The sequence below is a fragment of the Brevundimonas sp. MYb52 genome, assembly GCF_002979535.1.
GTDB lineage: Bacteria > Pseudomonadota > Alphaproteobacteria > Caulobacterales > Caulobacteraceae > Brevundimonas.
Window position 1 is genome coordinate 82,501 of the sequence record NZ_PCPB01000007.1, and the last position, 18,395, is coordinate 100,895.

At 66.6% G+C, this 18,395-nt stretch carries 11 protein-coding genes; 6 read left to right on the forward strand and 5 right to left on the reverse strand.

Annotated features, from left to right (window positions below; all coding sequences use genetic code 11):
- Positions 1 to 2: 2 nt before the first annotated feature.
- From CQ039_RS09700 to CQ039_RS09710, 3 genes are read right to left on the reverse strand one after another with little or no spacing between them, the layout of a single operon-like run.
- A complete protein-coding gene (locus tag CQ039_RS09700) occupies positions 3 to 1,688 on the reverse strand; it encodes an AMP-binding protein (RefSeq protein ID WP_105561935.1) in 1,686 nt (561 codons plus the stop codon).
- A gap of 22 nt (positions 1,689 to 1,710) precedes the next feature.
- Complete coding sequence (locus CQ039_RS09705) at positions 1,711 to 3,354, reverse strand: tannase/feruloyl esterase family alpha/beta hydrolase (protein WP_105561934.1); 1,644 nt, start codon at positions 3,352 to 3,354, stop codon at positions 1,711 to 1,713.
- An 11-nt stretch (positions 3,355 to 3,365) separates the two neighbouring features.
- Complete coding sequence (locus tag CQ039_RS09710; RefSeq protein WP_233190085.1) at positions 3,366 to 4,748, reverse strand: MFS transporter; 1,383 nt, start codon at positions 4,746 to 4,748, stop codon at positions 3,366 to 3,368.
- Between the two features lie 117 nt (positions 4,749 to 4,865).
- Between CQ039_RS09710 and CQ039_RS09715 the strand changes: the two genes are divergently transcribed.
- Positions 4,866 to 6,800: a cellulase family glycosylhydrolase gene (locus CQ039_RS09715; protein ID WP_233190084.1), complete on the forward strand. Its 1,935-nt coding sequence runs from the start codon at positions 4,866 to 4,868 to the stop codon at positions 6,798 to 6,800.
- Between the two features lie 48 nt (positions 6,801 to 6,848).
- Here CQ039_RS09715 and CQ039_RS09720 read toward each other — a convergent pair whose 3' ends face one another.
- Positions 6,849 to 8,459 carry a carboxylesterase/lipase family protein gene (locus tag CQ039_RS09720; protein WP_105689987.1) on the reverse strand — a complete coding sequence of 537 codons (1,611 nt, stop codon included), beginning with the start codon at positions 8,457 to 8,459 and terminating at the stop codon, positions 6,849 to 6,851.
- 175 nt (positions 8,460 to 8,634) lie between these two features.
- Between CQ039_RS09720 and CQ039_RS09725 the strand changes: the two genes are divergently transcribed.
- The 4 genes from CQ039_RS09725 (at position 8,635) to CQ039_RS09740 (ending at position 14,511) form a co-directional block, all read left to right on the forward strand.
- Positions 8,635 to 9,246, forward strand: a complete 612-nt coding sequence (locus CQ039_RS09725; RefSeq protein ID WP_105562009.1) for a TetR/AcrR family transcriptional regulator — start codon at positions 8,635 to 8,637, stop codon at positions 9,244 to 9,246.
- A gap of 40 nt (positions 9,247 to 9,286) precedes the next feature.
- Entirely contained in the window at positions 9,287 to 9,646 is a 360-nt protein-coding gene (locus CQ039_RS09730; RefSeq protein ID WP_105561931.1) for a hypothetical protein, read from the forward strand.
- Between the two features lie 74 nt (positions 9,647 to 9,720).
- Positions 9,721 to 12,984 (forward strand): family 78 glycoside hydrolase catalytic domain, encoded by a 3,264-nt coding sequence (locus CQ039_RS09735; protein ID WP_105561930.1) that lies wholly within the window; start codon positions 9,721 to 9,723, stop codon positions 12,982 to 12,984.
- A gap of 15 nt (positions 12,985 to 12,999) precedes the next feature.
- A complete protein-coding gene (locus tag CQ039_RS09740) occupies positions 13,000 to 14,511 on the forward strand; it encodes a class I adenylate-forming enzyme family protein (protein WP_105561929.1) in 1,512 nt (503 codons plus the stop codon).
- Here the strand turns inward: CQ039_RS09740 and CQ039_RS09745 are convergent.
- On the reverse strand, positions 14,508 to 15,401 hold the full coding sequence (locus CQ039_RS09745) for an alpha/beta hydrolase (protein ID WP_105689988.1): 894 nt from the start codon (positions 15,399 to 15,401) through the stop codon (positions 14,508 to 14,510). The two genes, CQ039_RS09740 and CQ039_RS09745, sit on opposite strands and share 4 nt — an antisense overlap.
- Before the next feature lie 290 nt (positions 15,402 to 15,691).
- Between CQ039_RS09745 and CQ039_RS09750 the strand changes: the two genes are divergently transcribed.
- Positions 15,692 to 18,349: a TonB-dependent receptor domain-containing protein gene (locus CQ039_RS09750; protein ID WP_158255955.1), complete on the forward strand. Its 2,658-nt coding sequence runs from the start codon at positions 15,692 to 15,694 to the stop codon at positions 18,347 to 18,349.
- Positions 18,350 to 18,395: the final 46 nt, after the last annotated feature.

Sequence of the window (18,395 nt, forward strand, 5' to 3'; positions counted from 1 at the left end):
GACTAGGCGTCGCCTTTTCGCTTTAGGCCCTCCAACTCGGCCATCATCGCGTCGCGCATGGCGAACTTCTGGATCTTGCCTGTGACGGTTAGGGGAAATTCGCGGACGAAGCGGACGTGATAGGGCAGCTTTTGGTGGGCGATCTGGCCGCGGCAGAAGTCGAGCAATTCCGCCCGGTCCATGGTCGCGCCTTCGATCAGCATGACCCAGGCGCAGACCTGTTCGCCATAGTGGTCGTCCGGCACGCCGAAGACCTGAACGTCCTGAATCTTGGGGTGGCGATAGAGGTATTCCTCGATCTCGCGCGGATAGAGGTTTTCGCCGCCACGGATGATCATGTCCTTCAGGCGGCCGACGATCTGGCAGTAGCCTTCCGCGTCGAAGGTCGCCAGGTCGCCGCTGTGCATCCAGCCGTCGGCGTCGATCGAGGCGGCGGTCTGCTCCGCATCATTCCAGTAGCCGATCATGACGGAATAGCCGCGCGTGCAGAGCTCGCCTGGCTGGCCCCAGGGCCGGATGGCGCCTGCGGCGTCGACGATCTTGCATTCGACGTGCGGGTGGATGCGGCCCACGGTCGAGACGCGGCGCTCCAGCGGGTCGTCGCCGCCGCTCTGGAAGCTGAGCGGGCTGGTCTCGGTCATGCCGTAGCCGATGGTGATGTCGCGCATGTGCATCCGGTCGATGACCTTGCGCATCACCTCGATCGGGCAGGGCGAGCCGGCCATGATGCCGGTGCGCAGGCGGGTCAGATCGAACTCGGCGAAGCGCGGATGTTCGAGCGCAGCGATGAACATGGTCGGCACGCCGTAGAGGGCGGTGCAGCCCTCGTTCGCCACCGCTTCCAGGGTCGCCAGGGCGTCGAAGCCTTCGCCCGGAAAGATCATAGCCGAGCCGTGCGAGACGGCGGCCATGACGCTGAGGACCATGCCAAAGCAGTGATACAGCGGCACCGGCGTGCAGATGCGGTCGTCCGGCGTCAGGGCCATGGCGGCGCCTGCCAGGTAGCCGTTGTTCAGGATGTTATGGTGGCTGAGGGTCACGCCCTTGGGGCGACCGGTGGTGCCGCTGGTGAACTGGATGTTGATCGGGTCATGGCAGGTCAGTGCCGCCTCGACCACGCGGAGACTGTCCGGCCCGGAGGCGCGGCCCAGGGCTTCAACGGCGTCGAAGCCGACGGCGCCCGCCAGGGTCGGCGCCTCCATCTGGATCACCAGCTTCAGGTCGGGCAGGCGGCGGGCGTTTAGGCCTAGAGGCGCGGCGACGTCCAATCCAGGGGCCAGGGCGCGGATCAGGCCCGGATAGTCGCTGGTCTTGAACGGCGGCGACAGCACCAGGGCCCGGCACCCGACCTTCTTCAGCGCATATTCCAGCTCGTCCAGGCGGTAGGCGGGATTGATGGTGGTCAGGATCAGGCCCGCTTTGGCGGCGGCGAACTGGGTGATGATCCATTCGATGCGGTTCATCGACCAGATGCCGATGCGGTCGCCGGGACGCAGGCCTGAAGCCAGCAGGCCGGCGGCGAAATCGCCGGTGCGGCGGTCCAGGTCGCGCCATGTCAGGCGAACGTCCTGCGCAGTGCAGACGACGGCCTCGTGGTCGCTCCATTGCCAGGCCGCCTGACGCAGGGCTTCTCCAATGGTGTGGGTCAAAAGGGCGGGCTGGGTGGAGCCCTGAACGTGACTTGGCATGTCTCAGAGGCTCCGGCGGGGGCTAGATGTCCGCCTTGGGCGGGACGATGCAGACGAAGTTGGCTTCGTCGTTGGTCGAACCGTCGCCCTTCCAGCGCGCGACGGCGGGATAGGCGCACAGCGGTCGGGTGCTGAGCGCTGGGCCGGTCGGCATGTTCAGCAGAGGCGCCAGGTCGTTGGCGTATTTGCTGGCCACGATGCGGTCCGGGGCCGATCCGCTTTCGACCCAGGCGTCCAGCACCGCAAGGCTGTCGAAGGCGTTGGGGCCGGGGCCGCCGAAGCAATGCCCCATGGCGGGGACCATGAAGAGGCGAGCGAACTGATCGACCTCGTCCGCGCCCATGGTCTCGCGCACGTTCTCGAAATACTGAATCGTGCCTTCGGCGGGCAGGGCCGCATCGTTCCAGCCGTGATACATCAGCAGCTTGCCGCCCGAGGCCCTGAAGGCGGACATATCCGGATTGTCGGAATCCGTGATCCCGGCCATCCGCTCGCGCACAGTGTCGAAGTTCTGGTCGAAGTCGAACTGATCCAGGGTCCAGTCGGCGTCGTTGAAGACGAAGTTGGCGAAGAAGGAGCGGGCGAAGTCGGGATGCTGGGCCGCATCGCCGGTGATCCACAGGTCCCAGCCCGACCGCTGGGCCTCGCCGCCCGGCGCGAAACCGGGATAGAGGACGTGGCCGGTCAGGCCGCGACGCGGGCCGCTGTAAAGCCCCTGCACGGCGGCGAGTTGTTCGGTGTTGAGGCAGCCCTCGGCGGCGTCGCGGTCGCACAGGAGGGCGGCGGGGTCGAAGCGGCAGAGACGCGGGTCCTCGATCACGCCGTCCTTGACGTCGTCAAGGGTGTCGCAGGCCTCGAGCGCTGCCGCCTGGATGCGGGTCAGGTTGGCGGCTTTCAATTGGCTGGCCGGATTCTGGTGCGCCACCTTCCACGACCAGGCGAAGCTGGTCATCAGGTGTGTCCAGGCCGCGCCCGGAGCGCCCGCGACGACGCCGTCGAAGTCGTTGGGATAGCGTTGCGCCGCCATCAGGGCTTCGCGCCCGCCGTCGGAACAGCCCTGGAAATAGGAACGCCTCGGGGCGAGGCCGTAATAGGCCGCGATCACGGCCTTGGCGGCGACGGCGGTGACGTGGTTGGCGCGGTGACCGAAGTCGATGATCCGTTCCGGTTGGTTCAGCGCCCAGGAGGCGTCCTTGCCGTCCGCGCCTGGCTCGGTGTGCCCCATGTCGGTGGCCGCGACCGCATAGCCGCGCGCCACAGCGGGGCGCATCGACAACCGGGGCGGTCCCAACGAACCGCCGAACCCAGCGTTGCCCATGGCGGCGAACTTGCCGTTCCAGGTGCCAGCGGCGGGCAACCAGACTTCGGAATGGATCTCCGATCCCTCCGCAGGCGTCAGGGTCAGCGAGACGCGGCAATAGGGGGTGGTTGTCGGCAAGGCCGGCACGCCGAAGGCCTCGATCGGCTGGCGATCGCCGGCCTTCATGGCGACGGCGGCGTCTATGCGCGCATGAGGCAGACGAAGGTTCAACAGACTGGCGCAGGCCGGATCGGCGGTGGTTTGGGTCGGGGCGGCAGGCGCTGCGGTCGTCTGGGCGTTGGCGGCGCCGCCGGCGGCGAGGACTGTGAGCGCGCTTGTTGCGGCGAGAGCGGTTCGGGTCATCATGGCCTGGTCTCTCAAGCTGCAGGGGAGGGCGAGGCACGCGCGGCGATGTCGTCGACCATCTCGGCGTGGGTGCGCCGGTTGATCGGGTAGAACCAGATCAGGCTGGCCGAGAGCAGGGTTCCGGCCAGGGGCGCCCAGAACATCAGGGCCTTGATGTCGCTCAGGGTCTGCGGGCTTTGAGCCACGTTGGGCGTGTAGCCGAAGCGGGTCAGGGCCAGGCCAAGGACGCCGGCGCCAAGGCCCAGCGCGACCTTCTGGCCCAGAACCGTCAGGCCGAAGACCAGGGATTCGGTGCGCACGCCGCTGCGCCACTCCCCATACTCCACCGTGTCCGGCAGCATGGACCAGAAGCAGACCACATAGGCGGCGGCGCCGATGGCCTGCATCCCCAGGGCGGTGAACAGCAGCGTCAGGGATTGGCCGTCGGCTGCATGCCATAGGACGAGGCCCGCGACGGTCGGCACGGCGCCCGCCAGCCAACTGTTGCGCTTGCCGATCAGGCGCAGCGCCACCGCCCACAGCGGCGTGGTCAGGACGATGGTCAGGGCCATGAGGCCTAGCGCCATGCTGCCCAAGCCCGCATCTCCGACGATGTATTTGAAATAATACAGCAGGTTCTTGGAGAACATTGTGGTCGAGAATGAGCTAATCACGATGGCCGCCAGTAGCAGGTGCAGGGCCCGATTGGCGGCCAGGCTGCGCCAGGCTTCGGCGAAAGGTCGGCGTGGCGCAGGGGATTCATTGGCCGTGTCCAAGCCCCGGCTGCCCCAGGCGGTCAGCAGCAGGCAGCCGGTCGCGAGCACTCCATAGGCGGCGCCGAGGATGATCCAGCCCTCGCGGCTTTCAGCGCCCCCGCCAAGAGCGGACGCCAACGGCAGGGTCAGGGTGGCGACGATGATGGCGGCCAGGGCGCCGCAGACCATGCGGAAGCCGGTCATGTCGCCGCGCTGGGCGCTGTCCGTCGTTACCCGCGCGAACAGAGAGGCATAGGGAATGGCGACCACGGCGTAGAGAGTGCGGAACACCAACTGACTGATCAGGGCGAAGGCCACGGCGCCGACGGTGTGGGCTGAGGGGCCGACGAACAGGAGGATAAAGGCCGGCGCCAACAGCGGCCCGCCCAGCACCAGATAGGGGCGGTAGCGGCCCCAGCGGCTGCGCGTGCGGTCGGCCACAAGCCCGACGATCGGGTCCATCGCCGCGTCCCAGATCAGCGCGATCATGTAGATCAGGCCTGCGACCTGCGCCGGCAGTCCGATGACGTCCGTATAGAAGAACAGCAGATAGAGCTGCGTCATCTGCCAGTACAGATTGCAGCCGAAATCCCCCACGCCGATCGCCAGCTTGCGACCTGCGGATATGCGCACGGGCGCCGTCACCGTGATGTCCCCCACGTTCCCAACCCTTTCCAAGCCCACGATTTTTTAGACTGGACTTGCATCCAGCGCATTTCTTATTGTCCAACTGTATAACGAGTTTTTCGTGAGGTCGATAGGCGAATGCAGCAACTGATGTTCGACATTGACGGGCCCCGCTTCGTCGATGCCCAAGGGCGGCACGCCATCCTGCGCGGAGTCAATCTGGGCGGGGATACGAAGATCCCTCTGAGCCACGCCGGCTCCAATCCTCCGCGTGATTTTTCCGATCACCGCGAGGTGAGCTTCATCGGCCGCCCCTTTCCGCTGGAAGAGGCGGACGAGCATCTGGGGCGCATTCGCGGCTGGGGCTTCAACGTCCTGCGCCTGCTAACCACCTGGGAAGCGGTCGAGCACGCCGGGCCTGGCCAGTATGATCAGGACTATCTCGACTACCTGACCGCCGTCTGCGCCAAGGCGAATGAGCATGGTCTGGCGGTCTTCATCGACTTCCATCAGGACGTCTGGAGCCGGATGAGCGGCGGCGACGGGGCGCCCGGCTGGGTGTTCGAGGCCATCGGTCTGAACCTGGCCGCCTTCGATGCGGCCGACGCCGCCCATGTCATGCAGCAGCGGTACGACTACGCCTCGCCCGAGCGGCGTCAGGAAGACCGCTATCCGATGATGAGTTGGCCGCGGAACTATCAGATGCCGGTCAACGGGATCATGTGGACGGCCTTCTTCGCGGGGGCGACCCTGACGCCGGACTGGCGCGTGGGCGAGCGCAACGTGCAGGACTTCCTGCAGGAGACCTACCTCGGCGCCATGCGTGCGGTGGCCGAGCGCCTGCGCCATCTGCCTAACATCCTGGGATTCGACAGCCTGAACGAGCCGGGCCTGGGCTGGGTGGGGCAGAAGTTGTCGCAGCGCCGCACCGAACCGGACGCCGCCAACGCCATGCCGGTCTGGCCCGGGCCGCTATGGACCCCGCTGGATGGGCTGAAGGTCGCGCGCGGCCTGTCGACGACCGTGCCGGTCATGGCGCGCGGCGAGGGCCGCAAGATGGAGGTTTCTGGCGAAACCGTCCTGAATCCTGGCGGGGTTTCGATCTGGCTAGAAGAGGGGCCCGATCCCTTCGAGGTCGCGGGGGCGTGGTCCTTTACCGACGGCGAGGCAGTGGTTCGCGACGAGGACTTCTTCCGTGTCCGCGACGGGCGCGCGCTGGATCACGAACACGACTTCATGGCGCCCTTCTTCGCCAGGGTGGCGGAGACGATGCGCAGCGTGCGCGAGGACTGGCTGCTGTTTGGCGAGATGTGTCCCTACCTGATGTTGCAGGGCAAGACCTTCCCCCAGCCCATGCCGGAGCGGACGGTCAACGCCAGCCACTGGTACGACATCGAGATTTTGGGGACCAAGCTGTTCGATCCCGATCTGCCGCATGACGAGGATCGCCAGAGGTACGCTTTCCAACTGGGCTTCATCCGCGCCATGGGCCTGTCGATGCGAGACGGCGGCGCGCCGACCCTGATCGGCGAGTTCGGCATTCCCTATGACCTGAACCACGGCGAGGCGTTTGAGCGATGGGCCGAGGGCGAGCGCGGGGCGGGCGTCTGGCGCGCCCATTCGCAGGCCCTGGGCGCCATGTATGACGCGATGGACGGTCTGCTGCTGTCCTCGACCCAGTGGAACTATTCCGCAACCAACGCGAACGACCTGCGCATCGGCGACGGCTGGAATCAGGAAGACCTGTCGATCTTCTCGCGGGACCAGGCGACAACGGCCGACGATCCGGCTTCGGGCAGCCGTGCGCTGGAAGGGTTTTCACGCCCCTATGTCCAGCGCGGGCAGGGGGTGATTGCGGCCATGGCCTTTGACGCGGCGACGGCGCGCCTGACGGCGACGATCGAGGTGGACGCGGCGGTCGCGGAGCCGACCGAAATCTTTGCGCCGAGTTGGCGCTATCCGAACGGCGTCAAGGTGAGGGTCTCGGGCCTGGCTGCGCACTGGTCGCATGACGAGGGCGCGCAGGTCGTGGCCGTGACGGCTTCGGAGGCCGGAAGCTTGCAGATCGAGCTGACGCCCGCCTGAAGGTTGACGGAGGGGCGTTCGCCCCTCCGTGTACGGCCCCTTTGCCGTTTAGCGCGAGGGCGCCGCCAGGCTGTCGCGCAGCAGGCTGAGGGCGTTCAGCCGTGCGGCGTTCGGCGCGGCGCCGAGCGTGACCCCGGTCTCGCCGACCAGCAGGGCCTGATCTGTCCGGGCGTCGTAGCGTGGCCATGCGGCCTGGCCTGCCGCATCTGGTCGCCCGTTGCGGGCGAAGGCGACCCAGTAGTCGGCCATGGCGGTCGCGATCTTCTGATCGGCTTCGGTAAACGGCCCCTTGGCGCGGTTCAGATTGTCGAAGCTGTAGGGCGTGTCCGTGGAATGGCCGGCGCCGGCCGTGTCGCGACGCTTGCCCTCCTGCACATAGCCGAAGCTGTAGAGCCACACGGCGCGGCCCTTTTCCGCGCCGAGCGCCGCCAGTCGGCGCGCAGGTTCGATGAAGGTCAACTCGGACGACATCCAGGTGTTCAGGGCGTTTCGGTCGCCATAGACGGCCATCAGCGACTCGCGAGGCACGCCTGCGTCCTCCATCGTCCGATCCGCCAGCAGACCTCGGAACACCGCAGGAATGACGCCGAGTTCCATATCGGTCGCCCCGATGATCATGGGGACGTTGGACTGAGCGCCGCGCTGGAAGGCATCCATCACCTGGGTCGTGACCAGACGACCGTCGATGATCGGGCCAGAGTAGGTGTCCTTCTCGGGCGTCAGCAGGTCCAGGCGGCCCTTGACCTTGTCGGCCGTGATGGCGCGCAGGTCGGCGGCTGTGGCGTTCCGCAGGTTCTGCGCCGCAGCGAAGGCGACGCCCACGCTTTCGCCGGAACGGGCGTCACCCGGCGCCCGCAGGACAGGCCAGTGATCGCGACCGCCGCCTGACTGGACGATGGCGCGATGGAACAGGTCTTGCGCCTGAGGAATGTTCATCAGTTGCAGCACCGAGCTGCCGCCGGCCGATTGACCCATGATGGTCACGCGCGCGGGATCGCCGCCCAGAGTGGCGATATTGTCGTGAACCCATTGCAGGGCCGCAACCTGGTCCATCAGGCCGTAGTTGCCGGTCGGCTCGGCGCCGGCCTCGGCGGTCAGGGCCGGGTGCGAAAAGAAGCCGAAACGCCCCAGCCGATAGTTGAAGGTCACGACCACGGCGCCGCGCGCGGCCAGTCGGGCGCCGTCGAAGATCGGCTGGCTGCCAGATCCCATGACGAAGCCGCCGCCGTGAATCCAGACGATGACCGGCGCCGGGCCATCGACTCTCGTCTTGGGCGTCCAGACGTTCAGGCTGAGGCAGTCCTCGCTGACCGGCAGGCGGGTCTGGGTGTCGTCCCACATGGGCCGCGCCTGGATGCAGTCGTCGCCATAGGCGCCGGCGTCACGAACCTCAGTCCAACGCGGGGCGGGGTGGGGGGCGCGCCAGCGTAGATCGCCGATTGGCGGCGCGGCATAGGGGATGTTCTTGAACGACAGGATGTCGCCTTCGTCCACGCCCCGGATCGGACCCTGTGCGATACGCATATCGATTGAGGGGCCGGTGGGCGCGACGGCGGTCGCCGGACCTTGCGCGCAAGCCCCGGCGACCAGAAGGATCACGCTCAGGCTGGCTGCGGTGCAGCCGAGGCGGGCGGGCCGTGGGCGACGGGTTTGAATCATCCTGAAATCCTCCGAGCGGTCCGGCGGTTCGTTGTCCGACACGTTATCCTGATCGCTTGCGCATTACGCTATGCAGATGCATAATGAATGTCGAGAGGCCTTTGACAGTCACGTGGATGTCGATCTGAATGGGCCGCTCTGGATGCAAATGTTCGGGTAAGCAGACTTGGCCAAGGTGAACCTCAGGACCCAGCAGCGGGAAGCGACGCAGGCCAGCCTGCTGCAGGCTGCGCTGGAAGTGTTTTCCGAAAAGGGGTTCGACGGCGCCTCGACGCGGGAAATCGCGGCCCTGGCCGGGGCGCACAACGCCCTGATCAAGTATCATTTTTCCAGCAAGGACGCCCTTTGGCGGGCCGCCGTGGGTTTCCTGTTCGAGCGTCAGGCCAAGGAGTTGGCCATGCCGCGCCATGATGATCCGGCCTATGCCGACTTCAGGGCCTATGCTCGCGCCGTGATCCGTGCGGTGGTCCTCTACTACGCCAAGCATCCCGAGCACGCCCGCCTGATGGTTCAGGAGAGCATGCGTGACAACGAGCGTCTGAACTGGGCCGTCGACACCTATATCTCCGACATCAGCCGCGTGTCCGGCCGCTTCATTGAGATGTGCAAGCGCGAAGGCATCCTGCCCGATGTCTCGACACCGGCGCTGGTCTATATTTTCGTCGGTGCGGCCCAGACTTTTTACGCCCTGGCGCCCGAGGTGCGGCGTGTCTGGAACATCGACCCCGCCGACCCGACCGTCATCGAGGCCCACGCCGACGCCCTGGTCCAGGTGCTGGTTCGCTAGACGTCACAACGCCACCAAGAACACCCAAAAGGAAACGACCATGATCCGCAGCCTCGCCCTCGCCGCCGCCCTGGTCCTGACCACGGCCCCCGCCCTGGCCCAGACGGCGGCCCCCGCACCCGCCGCCGCGTCTGACGCCAAGTTCACCGTCGACACCACCATGGCCGAGCTGATCGCCGATCCGCAGGCCAAGGTCGTCGTCGGCGCCTTCTTCGAGAAGCGCCGCATCGCCGCCGGCGCTCCGCCGATGACGCCGGAAGAATCCGCAGGCCTGGCTGAAATGATCGGCGGCCTGTCGCCGCGTCAGTTGGCGGAGTTCCCGCAGGCCAATCTGGACGACGCCGCCGTGGCCGAACTGGACGCCTTGCTGCGCGCCATTCCGGCGCAACCGGCCGGCTAGACAATCCTCATGGGCGGGACCGTGAGACGTCCTGTCAGAGAGACTGCTGAAAAATAGCGGAGGGGGAAGCCGCCATGTCGATGCTCAAGCTGGCCATGGCGGGCTTCGCCTGCCTGTCGGTCGTCACCGCCGCGCACGCCGAGGATGTCGAAGCGTCCGATCGGCCCTCGGCCCTGGTGGTCAATGGGGCGGCCAACCCCATCGGCATCGACACGCCTTTGCCGCGCCTGTCGTGGCGGCCCCCGGCGGCGCGGGCGCAGAGCGCCTATCAGTTGCGGGTCGGGGTTTCCGAACAGGCGCTGATGGCTGGGCAAGTGGTCTGGGATACCGGCCGGGTGGCCTCCGTCGTGGACGCCGCCGTCACCTATCAGGGGCCTGGGCTGTCTTCGCGCGAGCGCCGCGTCTGGCAGGTGCGCACCTGGGATGCGCGCGGCCGCGCCTCGCCGTGGAGCCAAACCGCGTCGTGGGAAATGGGGCTGTTGAACCCATCCGACTGGAGCGCGACCTGGATCGGGCGCAACGCCGAGGCGCCGAAGGGCTGGTCCGACGCTACGGTGACGGTCGATTTCACCCTGAAGGGGCGCCAGTTCGATGTCCTTTTCCGCGCCTCGCCCGAGGGCAAGACCTATGGCGAGGCCTATGTCTGGCGGATCGGCGAGGACGAGGGACGGGCGGTCCTGAACGCCCAGGTCCGCCGCTATCCGGGCGGGACGCGGGCCTCGGTCAACCAGACGACGTTGAAGAAGATCGACCTGGGCATGACGGCGGAGGCCCTGCGTCAGGGGCGTCACAGCCTGAGCATCGAAGCCGTCGGCGACCGTTTAGTGACACGGCTGGACGGTCGGGTTATCGACGAACTGCGCGACGCCAGCCAGACGCGGGGGACGATCGGCCTGTTGTCCGCGGCTCCCGACGCCGCTGTCATCCATCGCCTGGCGGTGGTTCCGGTTGATGGCGCGCCGTTGGAAACCACCTTCGCCGACGGCGAGAATCCCTTGTCCGGCGGCAGCCTCGGGCCGGACGGTCTGATCCTGGCCTCGGGCGTGCCGACCAAGGATCTGGTGGTTCCGCTGTCCAACCCCGCGCCGCTGTTGCGTCGGGCCTTTTCCATCGAAGGCGGCGAAATCGCCTCGGCTCGTCTCTATGTCGCGACCGGCGGTTGGGCGGATTTGACGTTGAACGGCCAAGCCGTTTCCGAGCTGCCGATGGCGCCGGGCTGGACTGACTACGGCAAGCGTGTCCTCTATCAGACCTATGACGTGACCAGTCTATTGAGCGCCGGCGAGAACGTGTTGGCCGCCGAACTGGGACGCGGCTGGTATGGCGTCACCGAACCCAACGAATGGTATTTCCATAAGGCCCCCTGGCGCGCTGAGCCGTCGCTGCGCGCCCAGCTCGAGATCGCCTTTGCAGATGGCCGCCGCGAGGTAGTGACGACCGACCGCAACTGGGCCACGGCAGACGGGCCGACCCTGCATGACTCCATCTATGCGGGCGAGCGCTATGACGCCCGACGCGAACCGATTGGCTGGCGGTCTGCGCGCTTCACCGGTCAGGACTGGACCCCCGCGCGGGAAGCGATCCCGCCAGCGGGGGTCCTGGTCGCCGCTTCGGCCGAACCGATCAGGCCCGTAGCGCAGGTTCAGCCCGTCGCCCGCACCGAGGTGCGTCCCGGCGTCTGGGTGTTCGACTTTGGCCGCATCCTGACAGGGCGGCCGCAGTTGAAGATGACAGGGCCCGCCGGTCGGACCGTCACACTGGTCCTGACCGAAAAGAAGAACGACGACGGCTCGGCCCTGGTCGCCAGCGGCCTGATCGACGCCCAACTGCAGACCTATCACTACACCTTTGCGGGACAGGGTGTTGAGGTCTGGGCGCCGCGCTTCAGCTACGCCGGCTTCCGCTATGTTCAGGTCGAGGGCTTGGGAAGCACGCCGGGCGAGGACTTCGTCACCGCCGAGATCATCCACTCCGACGTGGCCTTGATCGGGGCGTTCGAAAGCAGCAACGATCTGTTGAACCGGATCCAGCAGGCGTCGCAGAACGCCCTGCTGAACAACATGCACGGCCTGATGAGCGACACGCCCAGTCTGGAAAAGAACGGCTGGACCGGCGACGGTCAGGCCTCGGCGGGGGCAGCGGGCGTCAACTTCGGCATGGCGCGCGTATGGACCAAGTGGCTGGCGGACTTCCGCGACGCCCAGGCGGCCAGCGGCGAACTGCCGGAGATCGTGCCCTCGACACCCTACTACGGCTTCGACCAGACGCCGGGCTGGTCCTACATCTGGGGGCCGACCCCGGCCTGGGATGCGGCCCTGTTCGTCATCACGGACGACCTGCTGCGCCACTATGGCGATGAGCGGGTCGTCGCCGACATGTACGAGGCGCAGAAGCGTCTGGTCGATTACACCTCGACCTTCATCAAGGCTCCTGACTTCACCTACGCCAGGGGGCTGGGGGACTATGCCGGCAAGGGGCCGTTCGGGCCGGTCGATGCGACCACCAGCGCCTATTATTTCTATATGGTCTCGATGCTGGCGCGGAACGCCGCGACCCTGGGCAAGACAGCCGATGTCGCCCGCTATCAGGCGGTCGCGGCCGAGGTGCGTGAAGCCTACAATCGCAAATACTGGGATGCTGAGGCGCATCGCTATGTCACGCGCGCCGTCGAGGGCGGGCCGCCCCCGCCTTTCAGCCAGACCCAGAACATCCTGCCGCTGGCCTTCGGCATCGTGCCGGATGGTGAACAGCAGAAGGTCGCCGATGCGGTTGCGGCCGATCTGGAAGCCAACGACTACGCCCTGACCATGGGCGTCTATCCGATGCGCTACGGTCTGACCCTGTTGAGCGACTACGGCCACGCCGACGCCGTCTATCGGGCGGTTACGCGGACGAGCCAGCCCGGTTGGGGCTTCTGGCTGGCCAATGACATCCACTCCATGCTGGAGGGCTGGGGGCTGAACTCTCGGTCGTGGAACCATCACTACTTCGCCCTGGTCAGCGGCTGGTTCTATGAAGGTCTGGCGGGCATCCGACCGGGTTCGCCAGGCTATGCCGACATCGTCATTCGACCGGCCTTGCCGAGCGGCCTGAGCCAGGCCTCGGGCCGGATTGAAACGCCGCGCGGCGAAGTCCGGTCCGCCTGGCGCAGGGACGTGGAGGGGGTGGTTCTGGACGTGGCTGTTCCTGGCGCCACCCGCGCCGAAGTCTGGATTCCCAACGGCGGCGCGCGCCTCAGGCAGGCTCCGCGCGGCGCGCGCTTCCTGCGCGCGGAAGATGGTCATGCCGTCTATACGGTGGCGCCTGGCGCGGCTACATTCATTTTTACGCAAAAATGAATGTAGGTGAGGGCCATGACTGTTTCCTGTCTTTCCGAAGCGATCGCACAGCATGCGCGCGCCACCGGTGATCGCTCGGCGCTGAGCCAGGGCGAGGTCGTTGTGACCTATGCCGAGCTTGACGTTCTGATGAACCGGGCTGCTGCCGCGCTTCAACGCGAGGGACTGTCTGTCGGGGATCGAGTGGCCCTGCTGGGGGAACCCGGTGTCGAGTACGCCGCGGCCTTCCTGGCCGCCGTGCGGGCGGGCATGACCCCGACGCCGCTGGCGCCCAGCGTGACGGACGAAACGCTGAAGGCCATGCTGGATGACGCCCAGCCGCGTCTGGTCTTCTCTGACGCTAGCCAGTCCGCGCGGCTGGATCGGTCTGAGGGCGCGCCCGCCGTCATCACCCTCGACGGCTCGTCGGGCGGCAAGCCCTGGCAGGAGTGGCTGGCGGCCGAGGACGCCCGGCCTGTGGTCGAGGCCATTGATCCGGCGACCGCCTTCAACGTCATCTATTCGTCCGGGACGACCGGGGTGCCCAAGGGCATCGTCCATTCCCACCGGATGCGCGAAGGACAGATGGCGGCGCTGGCGGGCCTGTTCTCGCCCGAGGCGGTCACCTTGCTGACTACGCCGCTCTATTCCAACACGACGCTGGTGACGATGCTGCCTACCTTGCGGGTGGGCGGCTCGGTGGTGATCATGCGCAAGTTCGACACGCGCGTCTTCCTGGATGTCGCACAGAAGCACGCTGTCACCCACACCATGCTGGTGCCGGTCCAGTATCAGCGCCTGATGGCCGAGCCGGCCTTCGATGACGCCGACCTGTCGGCCTTCCAGATGAAGTTCTGCACCAGCGCGCCCTTCTCGGTGGAGTTGAAATCCGAGGTGCTACGGCGCTGGCCGGGAGGTCTGCTGGAGATTTTCGGCATGACCGAGGGCGGGGGCATCTGCTTCCTGCCCGCGCACCTGTTTCCGGAAAAACTGCATACGGTCGGCATGCCCGCGCCTGGCTCCGACATCCGCATCATCAATGACGACGGCGTCGAGCAATCCGTTGGCGAAACGGGCGAGATCGTCAGCCACTCCGAGCAGATGATGATCGGCTACAACAATCGTCCCGAGGCCACGGCGGCCGGTCGCTGGGCGGCGCCGGACGGGCGCGCCTTCATCCGCACTGGCGACTTGGGCCGGTTCGACGCCGAGGGCTTCCTGCAGATCGTCGGGCGCAAGAAGGACATGATCATCTCGGGCGGCTTCAACATCTATCCGATCGATCTGGAGATTCAGATCGACGCCCACCCCGAGGTGGTCGAGGCCGCCGTCATCGGCGTGCCGGACGTCACCTGGGGGGAAACGCCGGTGGCCTTTGTCGTGCGTCAGCCCGGCGCGACCATCGAGGCCGAGGCCTTGCGCCTCTGGGCCAATGAGAGGTTGAGCTCGCTGCAGCGGGTTTCGGCCATCACCTTCGTCGATGAAATGCCGCGCAACGGTCTGGGCAAGGTGCTGAAGACTTCGCTGGCGGAGATGGCCGCAGCCTAGGGCTTGGCCAGCTTCTGCACGTCCAGCCAGTTCAGCAGGTCATTGATCCAGAAGTCGCTGCTCTTGCCCTGACGGTTCATGCCGAAGCCGTGGCCGCCGCTGGCGTAGATATGCAGTTCGGGCGAGGCCCCGTTCCGGACGGCGGCCTGGTAGAAGCTCAGCACCGTCGGCGCGGCCAGTTTGTCGTCGCCGGCCACGGCCAGGAAGACCGGCGGCAGGTTGGCGGGCAGGGGGGCGTCGTTGAAGCTGGCGCCATAGATCAGGCCGGCGAAGGCCGGGCGGGCGGCGGAGTCCGGGTCCAGCAGCGCGCCCGCTGTCACCCGCGCCCCGGCCGAGAAGCCGATCATGCCGACCTGTGCAGGGTTGAGGTCCCAGTCGGCCGCGCGTTCACGCACGATCTTGAGGGCTTGCAGACCGTCGGCGACCCCAAGCGCCGAGGCCTCGTCGAGGTTGAATGCGCCATTGCTGCGCGATGCCTGGGCCATGAAGAGGAAGAAGTCGCGCCAATGCGCCCGATCGTCGCTCGGGGTTTCCAGCGTCCGGTATTTTAGGACGAAGGCGGTCACGCCGCGGGCGGCCAGGGCCTGGGCGACGTCGCGACCTTCGGCCTGGATCGTCAGGTATCGGAAGCCGCCGCCAGGGGCGATGACAACGGCCGCCCCCGTCGCCGTGCCGGGGGCTGGCCGGAAGACCTCCAGCGTCGGTCGTGTGATGTTGCGGACGACGTCGAAGCGGCCGCCGGGGAAGGGGCTGACGACCTCGACCTGGGTCGCGTGCTCAGAGGCGGGCGGGGTGCTGGGCCAGACATCGAAGGTCTGGGCGGCTGCGGGTAAGGCGATGGCGGTCGCGATAGCGACCAACAGGGCGAGGCGAGGGAAGAGGGGGGGCATCAGGAGCAAACCTCGCGGCCGGGCAGGGGGTGATGAAAGGCGCGTTTTGAGGCTTGCAGCCTAGCCTGATGAAATTTCGTTATGCAAACGCTCAAATTAATCTTGACGAAATTTTTGAAGTAGCGGAACCTCTGTTCATAATCTGGGACGATGGATCAACCGTCGCCGGGAGTGCCAAGGCGTCTGGCGATTCCGTCAGCCGCCTGTCCAGGAACCATCCGCTCAGGGCGGTCAGGCCGGTCAGGTCTGGGGGAAAACACATGCGAAATGCATCCTTGAACACGAGGCTGTTGGCGACCACCGCGATGGTCCTGCTCGGCCTGTCGGCCGCACATGCGGCTTCGGCCCAGACCGCGACGCAGCCGACGACCTCGGACGCCGAGACGACGTCCCAGGTGGACGACGTGGTCGTCACCGGCACCCTGCTGCGCGGGGTCGCGCCGACCGGAACCAATGTCGTCAGCATGGCGCGCGAGGCGGTGATCGCCACAGGGGCCGCCTCATCGAACGACCTGCTGGCCCGCATTCCCCAGATCTCCAACGCCTTCAACAGCGCGCCCCAGCCCGGCGGCACCATCGCCCTGCCGATCAATCGGCCGAATATCCGCAACCTGGGCGCCTCGGGCGGCTCGACAACCCTGGTGCTGCTGAACGGCAACCGCATGGTCGGCGCCGGCATTCTGCAGACCTCGCCCGATCCCTCTGTCATTCCGCCCGGCGTGCTAGAGCGCGTCGAGGTGATCCCGGACGGCGGGTCGTCCATCTATGGTTCGGACGCTATCGGCGGCGTGGTCAACTTCATCACGCGCAAGCGGTTCGACGGCGTCGAGGTCACCGGCCGCTATGGCGTGGCCGACGGCTACGACCAGTTCGATCTGAACCTGACGGCGGGCAAGGTCTGGAGCGGCGGCTCGGCCATCATCTCCTACGCCTATGCCGAGCACAGCAATATCTCAGGCGCGGATCGCGACTACTTCACCCAGGATCTGCGCGCACAGGGTGGGAGTGATTTCCGGTCCAAGGCCTGTTCGCCGGGCACGATCACTACGCCCAACCCCTTCTCGCCCCTGCTGCCCGGCGTGGACTATGTGCTGCCGGGGCGCACGCCAGGGACCAATCTGTGCGATGAATCCAAGGCCATCGACTTCTATCCGGAAGAGCAGCGCCACAGCCTGTTCGCCACGATCTCGCATGACTTGAGCGATCGTCTGTCGTTTGACGCCACGGCCTACTACTCACAGCGTGAAACCGGTCGTCGCGGCATGTCCTCGGCGGAGGGGACGGGCATTCGCGGCGGGGGCCTGATCACCGTCATGAACCCCTACTTCCGTCCGATAGGCGCGGAACTGGGTCACAACGTCACCTTCAACTATTCCGTGGCCTGGGGTGCGACGGCGCCCAAGAACACTAGCCGCTTCACCTCGGCCGGAGTGACGCCGTCGCTGACCTATCAGCTCAACGACGATTGGCGCCTGAAAGGCTCGCTCAACTGGGGGCGCAGCACCAACCTGGTCCGTACCTGGCAGATCAATACGGCGGCCGAGGCGGCGGCCCTGGCCGGCATGACGACGGCGACCGCGCTGAATCCCTATGATGTCGGTGCGACCAACGCCGACGTGCTGAAGAGGATCATCGACTTCCAGAGCTACGGCCATGCGACGCAGGAGATCCGCGAAGCGCGGGCCGTCGTCGATGGCGCCCTGTTCGCCCTGCCTGCCGGCGACGTGAAACTGGCCGTCGGCGCCGAGTATCATGAGGAAACCATCAAGGCTCGACAGGGGACCGGCGCGCCCTCCGCTCTGAACCTGACCCACGCCTCGGACAAACGCGACGTGACCTCGGTCTTCGCTGAGGTTTTGGCGCCCCTGTTCGACAGCCCGGCCTATGGCTCGTTCGATCTGTCAGCCTCGGTGCGCTACGACGATTACAGCGACGTGGGCGACACGACCAATCCGAAGATAGGCTTCAACTATCGCCCGATCTCGACGCTGACGTTCCGCGGAAACTGGGGCACCTCCTTCCATGCGCCCAGTCTGTCGGACATGGGCAATGGCGTGGACACGCGGGTTCAGGTCATCGGCGCCAGCCCCTGGCTGCCCGCCGGCGCCCCCATCACCGACCTGTTCCGTCCGACCATGATCCTGGCTGGGGGCAACCCCAATCTGAAGCCCGAGACGGCGGACACCTGGTCGCTGGGCGCCGACTGGCGGCCGGACGGCGCGCTGCAGGGCTTCAGCGCCAGTGTCACCTATTTCAACGTGGCCTTCCAGGACGCCATCGGCCTGGCGCCCTTCCTGCGCGGCGCGCCCTTCTACGCCGATCCGGCCTACAAGCCCTTTTACGTGCTGAACCCGACCCTGGCCCAGGCGACTGCCCTGACGGCGGGTCTGGCCGTGGACGGCGCGCCCAGCATCGCAGCGCTCTATGCGGGCTTCCTGACCCCGGCGGTCTTCATTGATGCGCGCCGCAACAACCTGGGCACGCTTGACGTCGATGGCATCGATTTCGATCTTCAATATACTCGCCCGGCCTCATTCGGCCTGTGGCGTGTGGGCTTGGCCGGGACCTACAATCTGAACCGCGAGAGCCGCGCCATCGCCGGCGCGCCCAAGACCGACGAGTTCGACAACGGCGCCAGCCGTTACTCGCTGGTTGGGTCGGCGGGCCTCGTCTACGGCCAGTTTATCGGTGAACTGACGGTCAATCACAGTTCCTCTGCGGACGTGACCAATGTCGTCGGCCAGACCAAGGTCGACAGCTTCACCAGCATCAATCTGTTCGGCGCCTATGACCTCGGTCTGGGCGGCGCCTTCCGCAACACCTCGTTGACGTTGAACATCGACAACATCTTCGACGAGGAACCGCCCTTCTACAATGCGGCCGGGGGCACGGCGAACGGCTCCACCCTGGGGCGCATGGTTTCGGTCGGCATTCGCAAGACCTTCTGATCCTGAGCCGGGCGGCTCTCCCGGGTCGCCCTGCTTGTTACTGGCC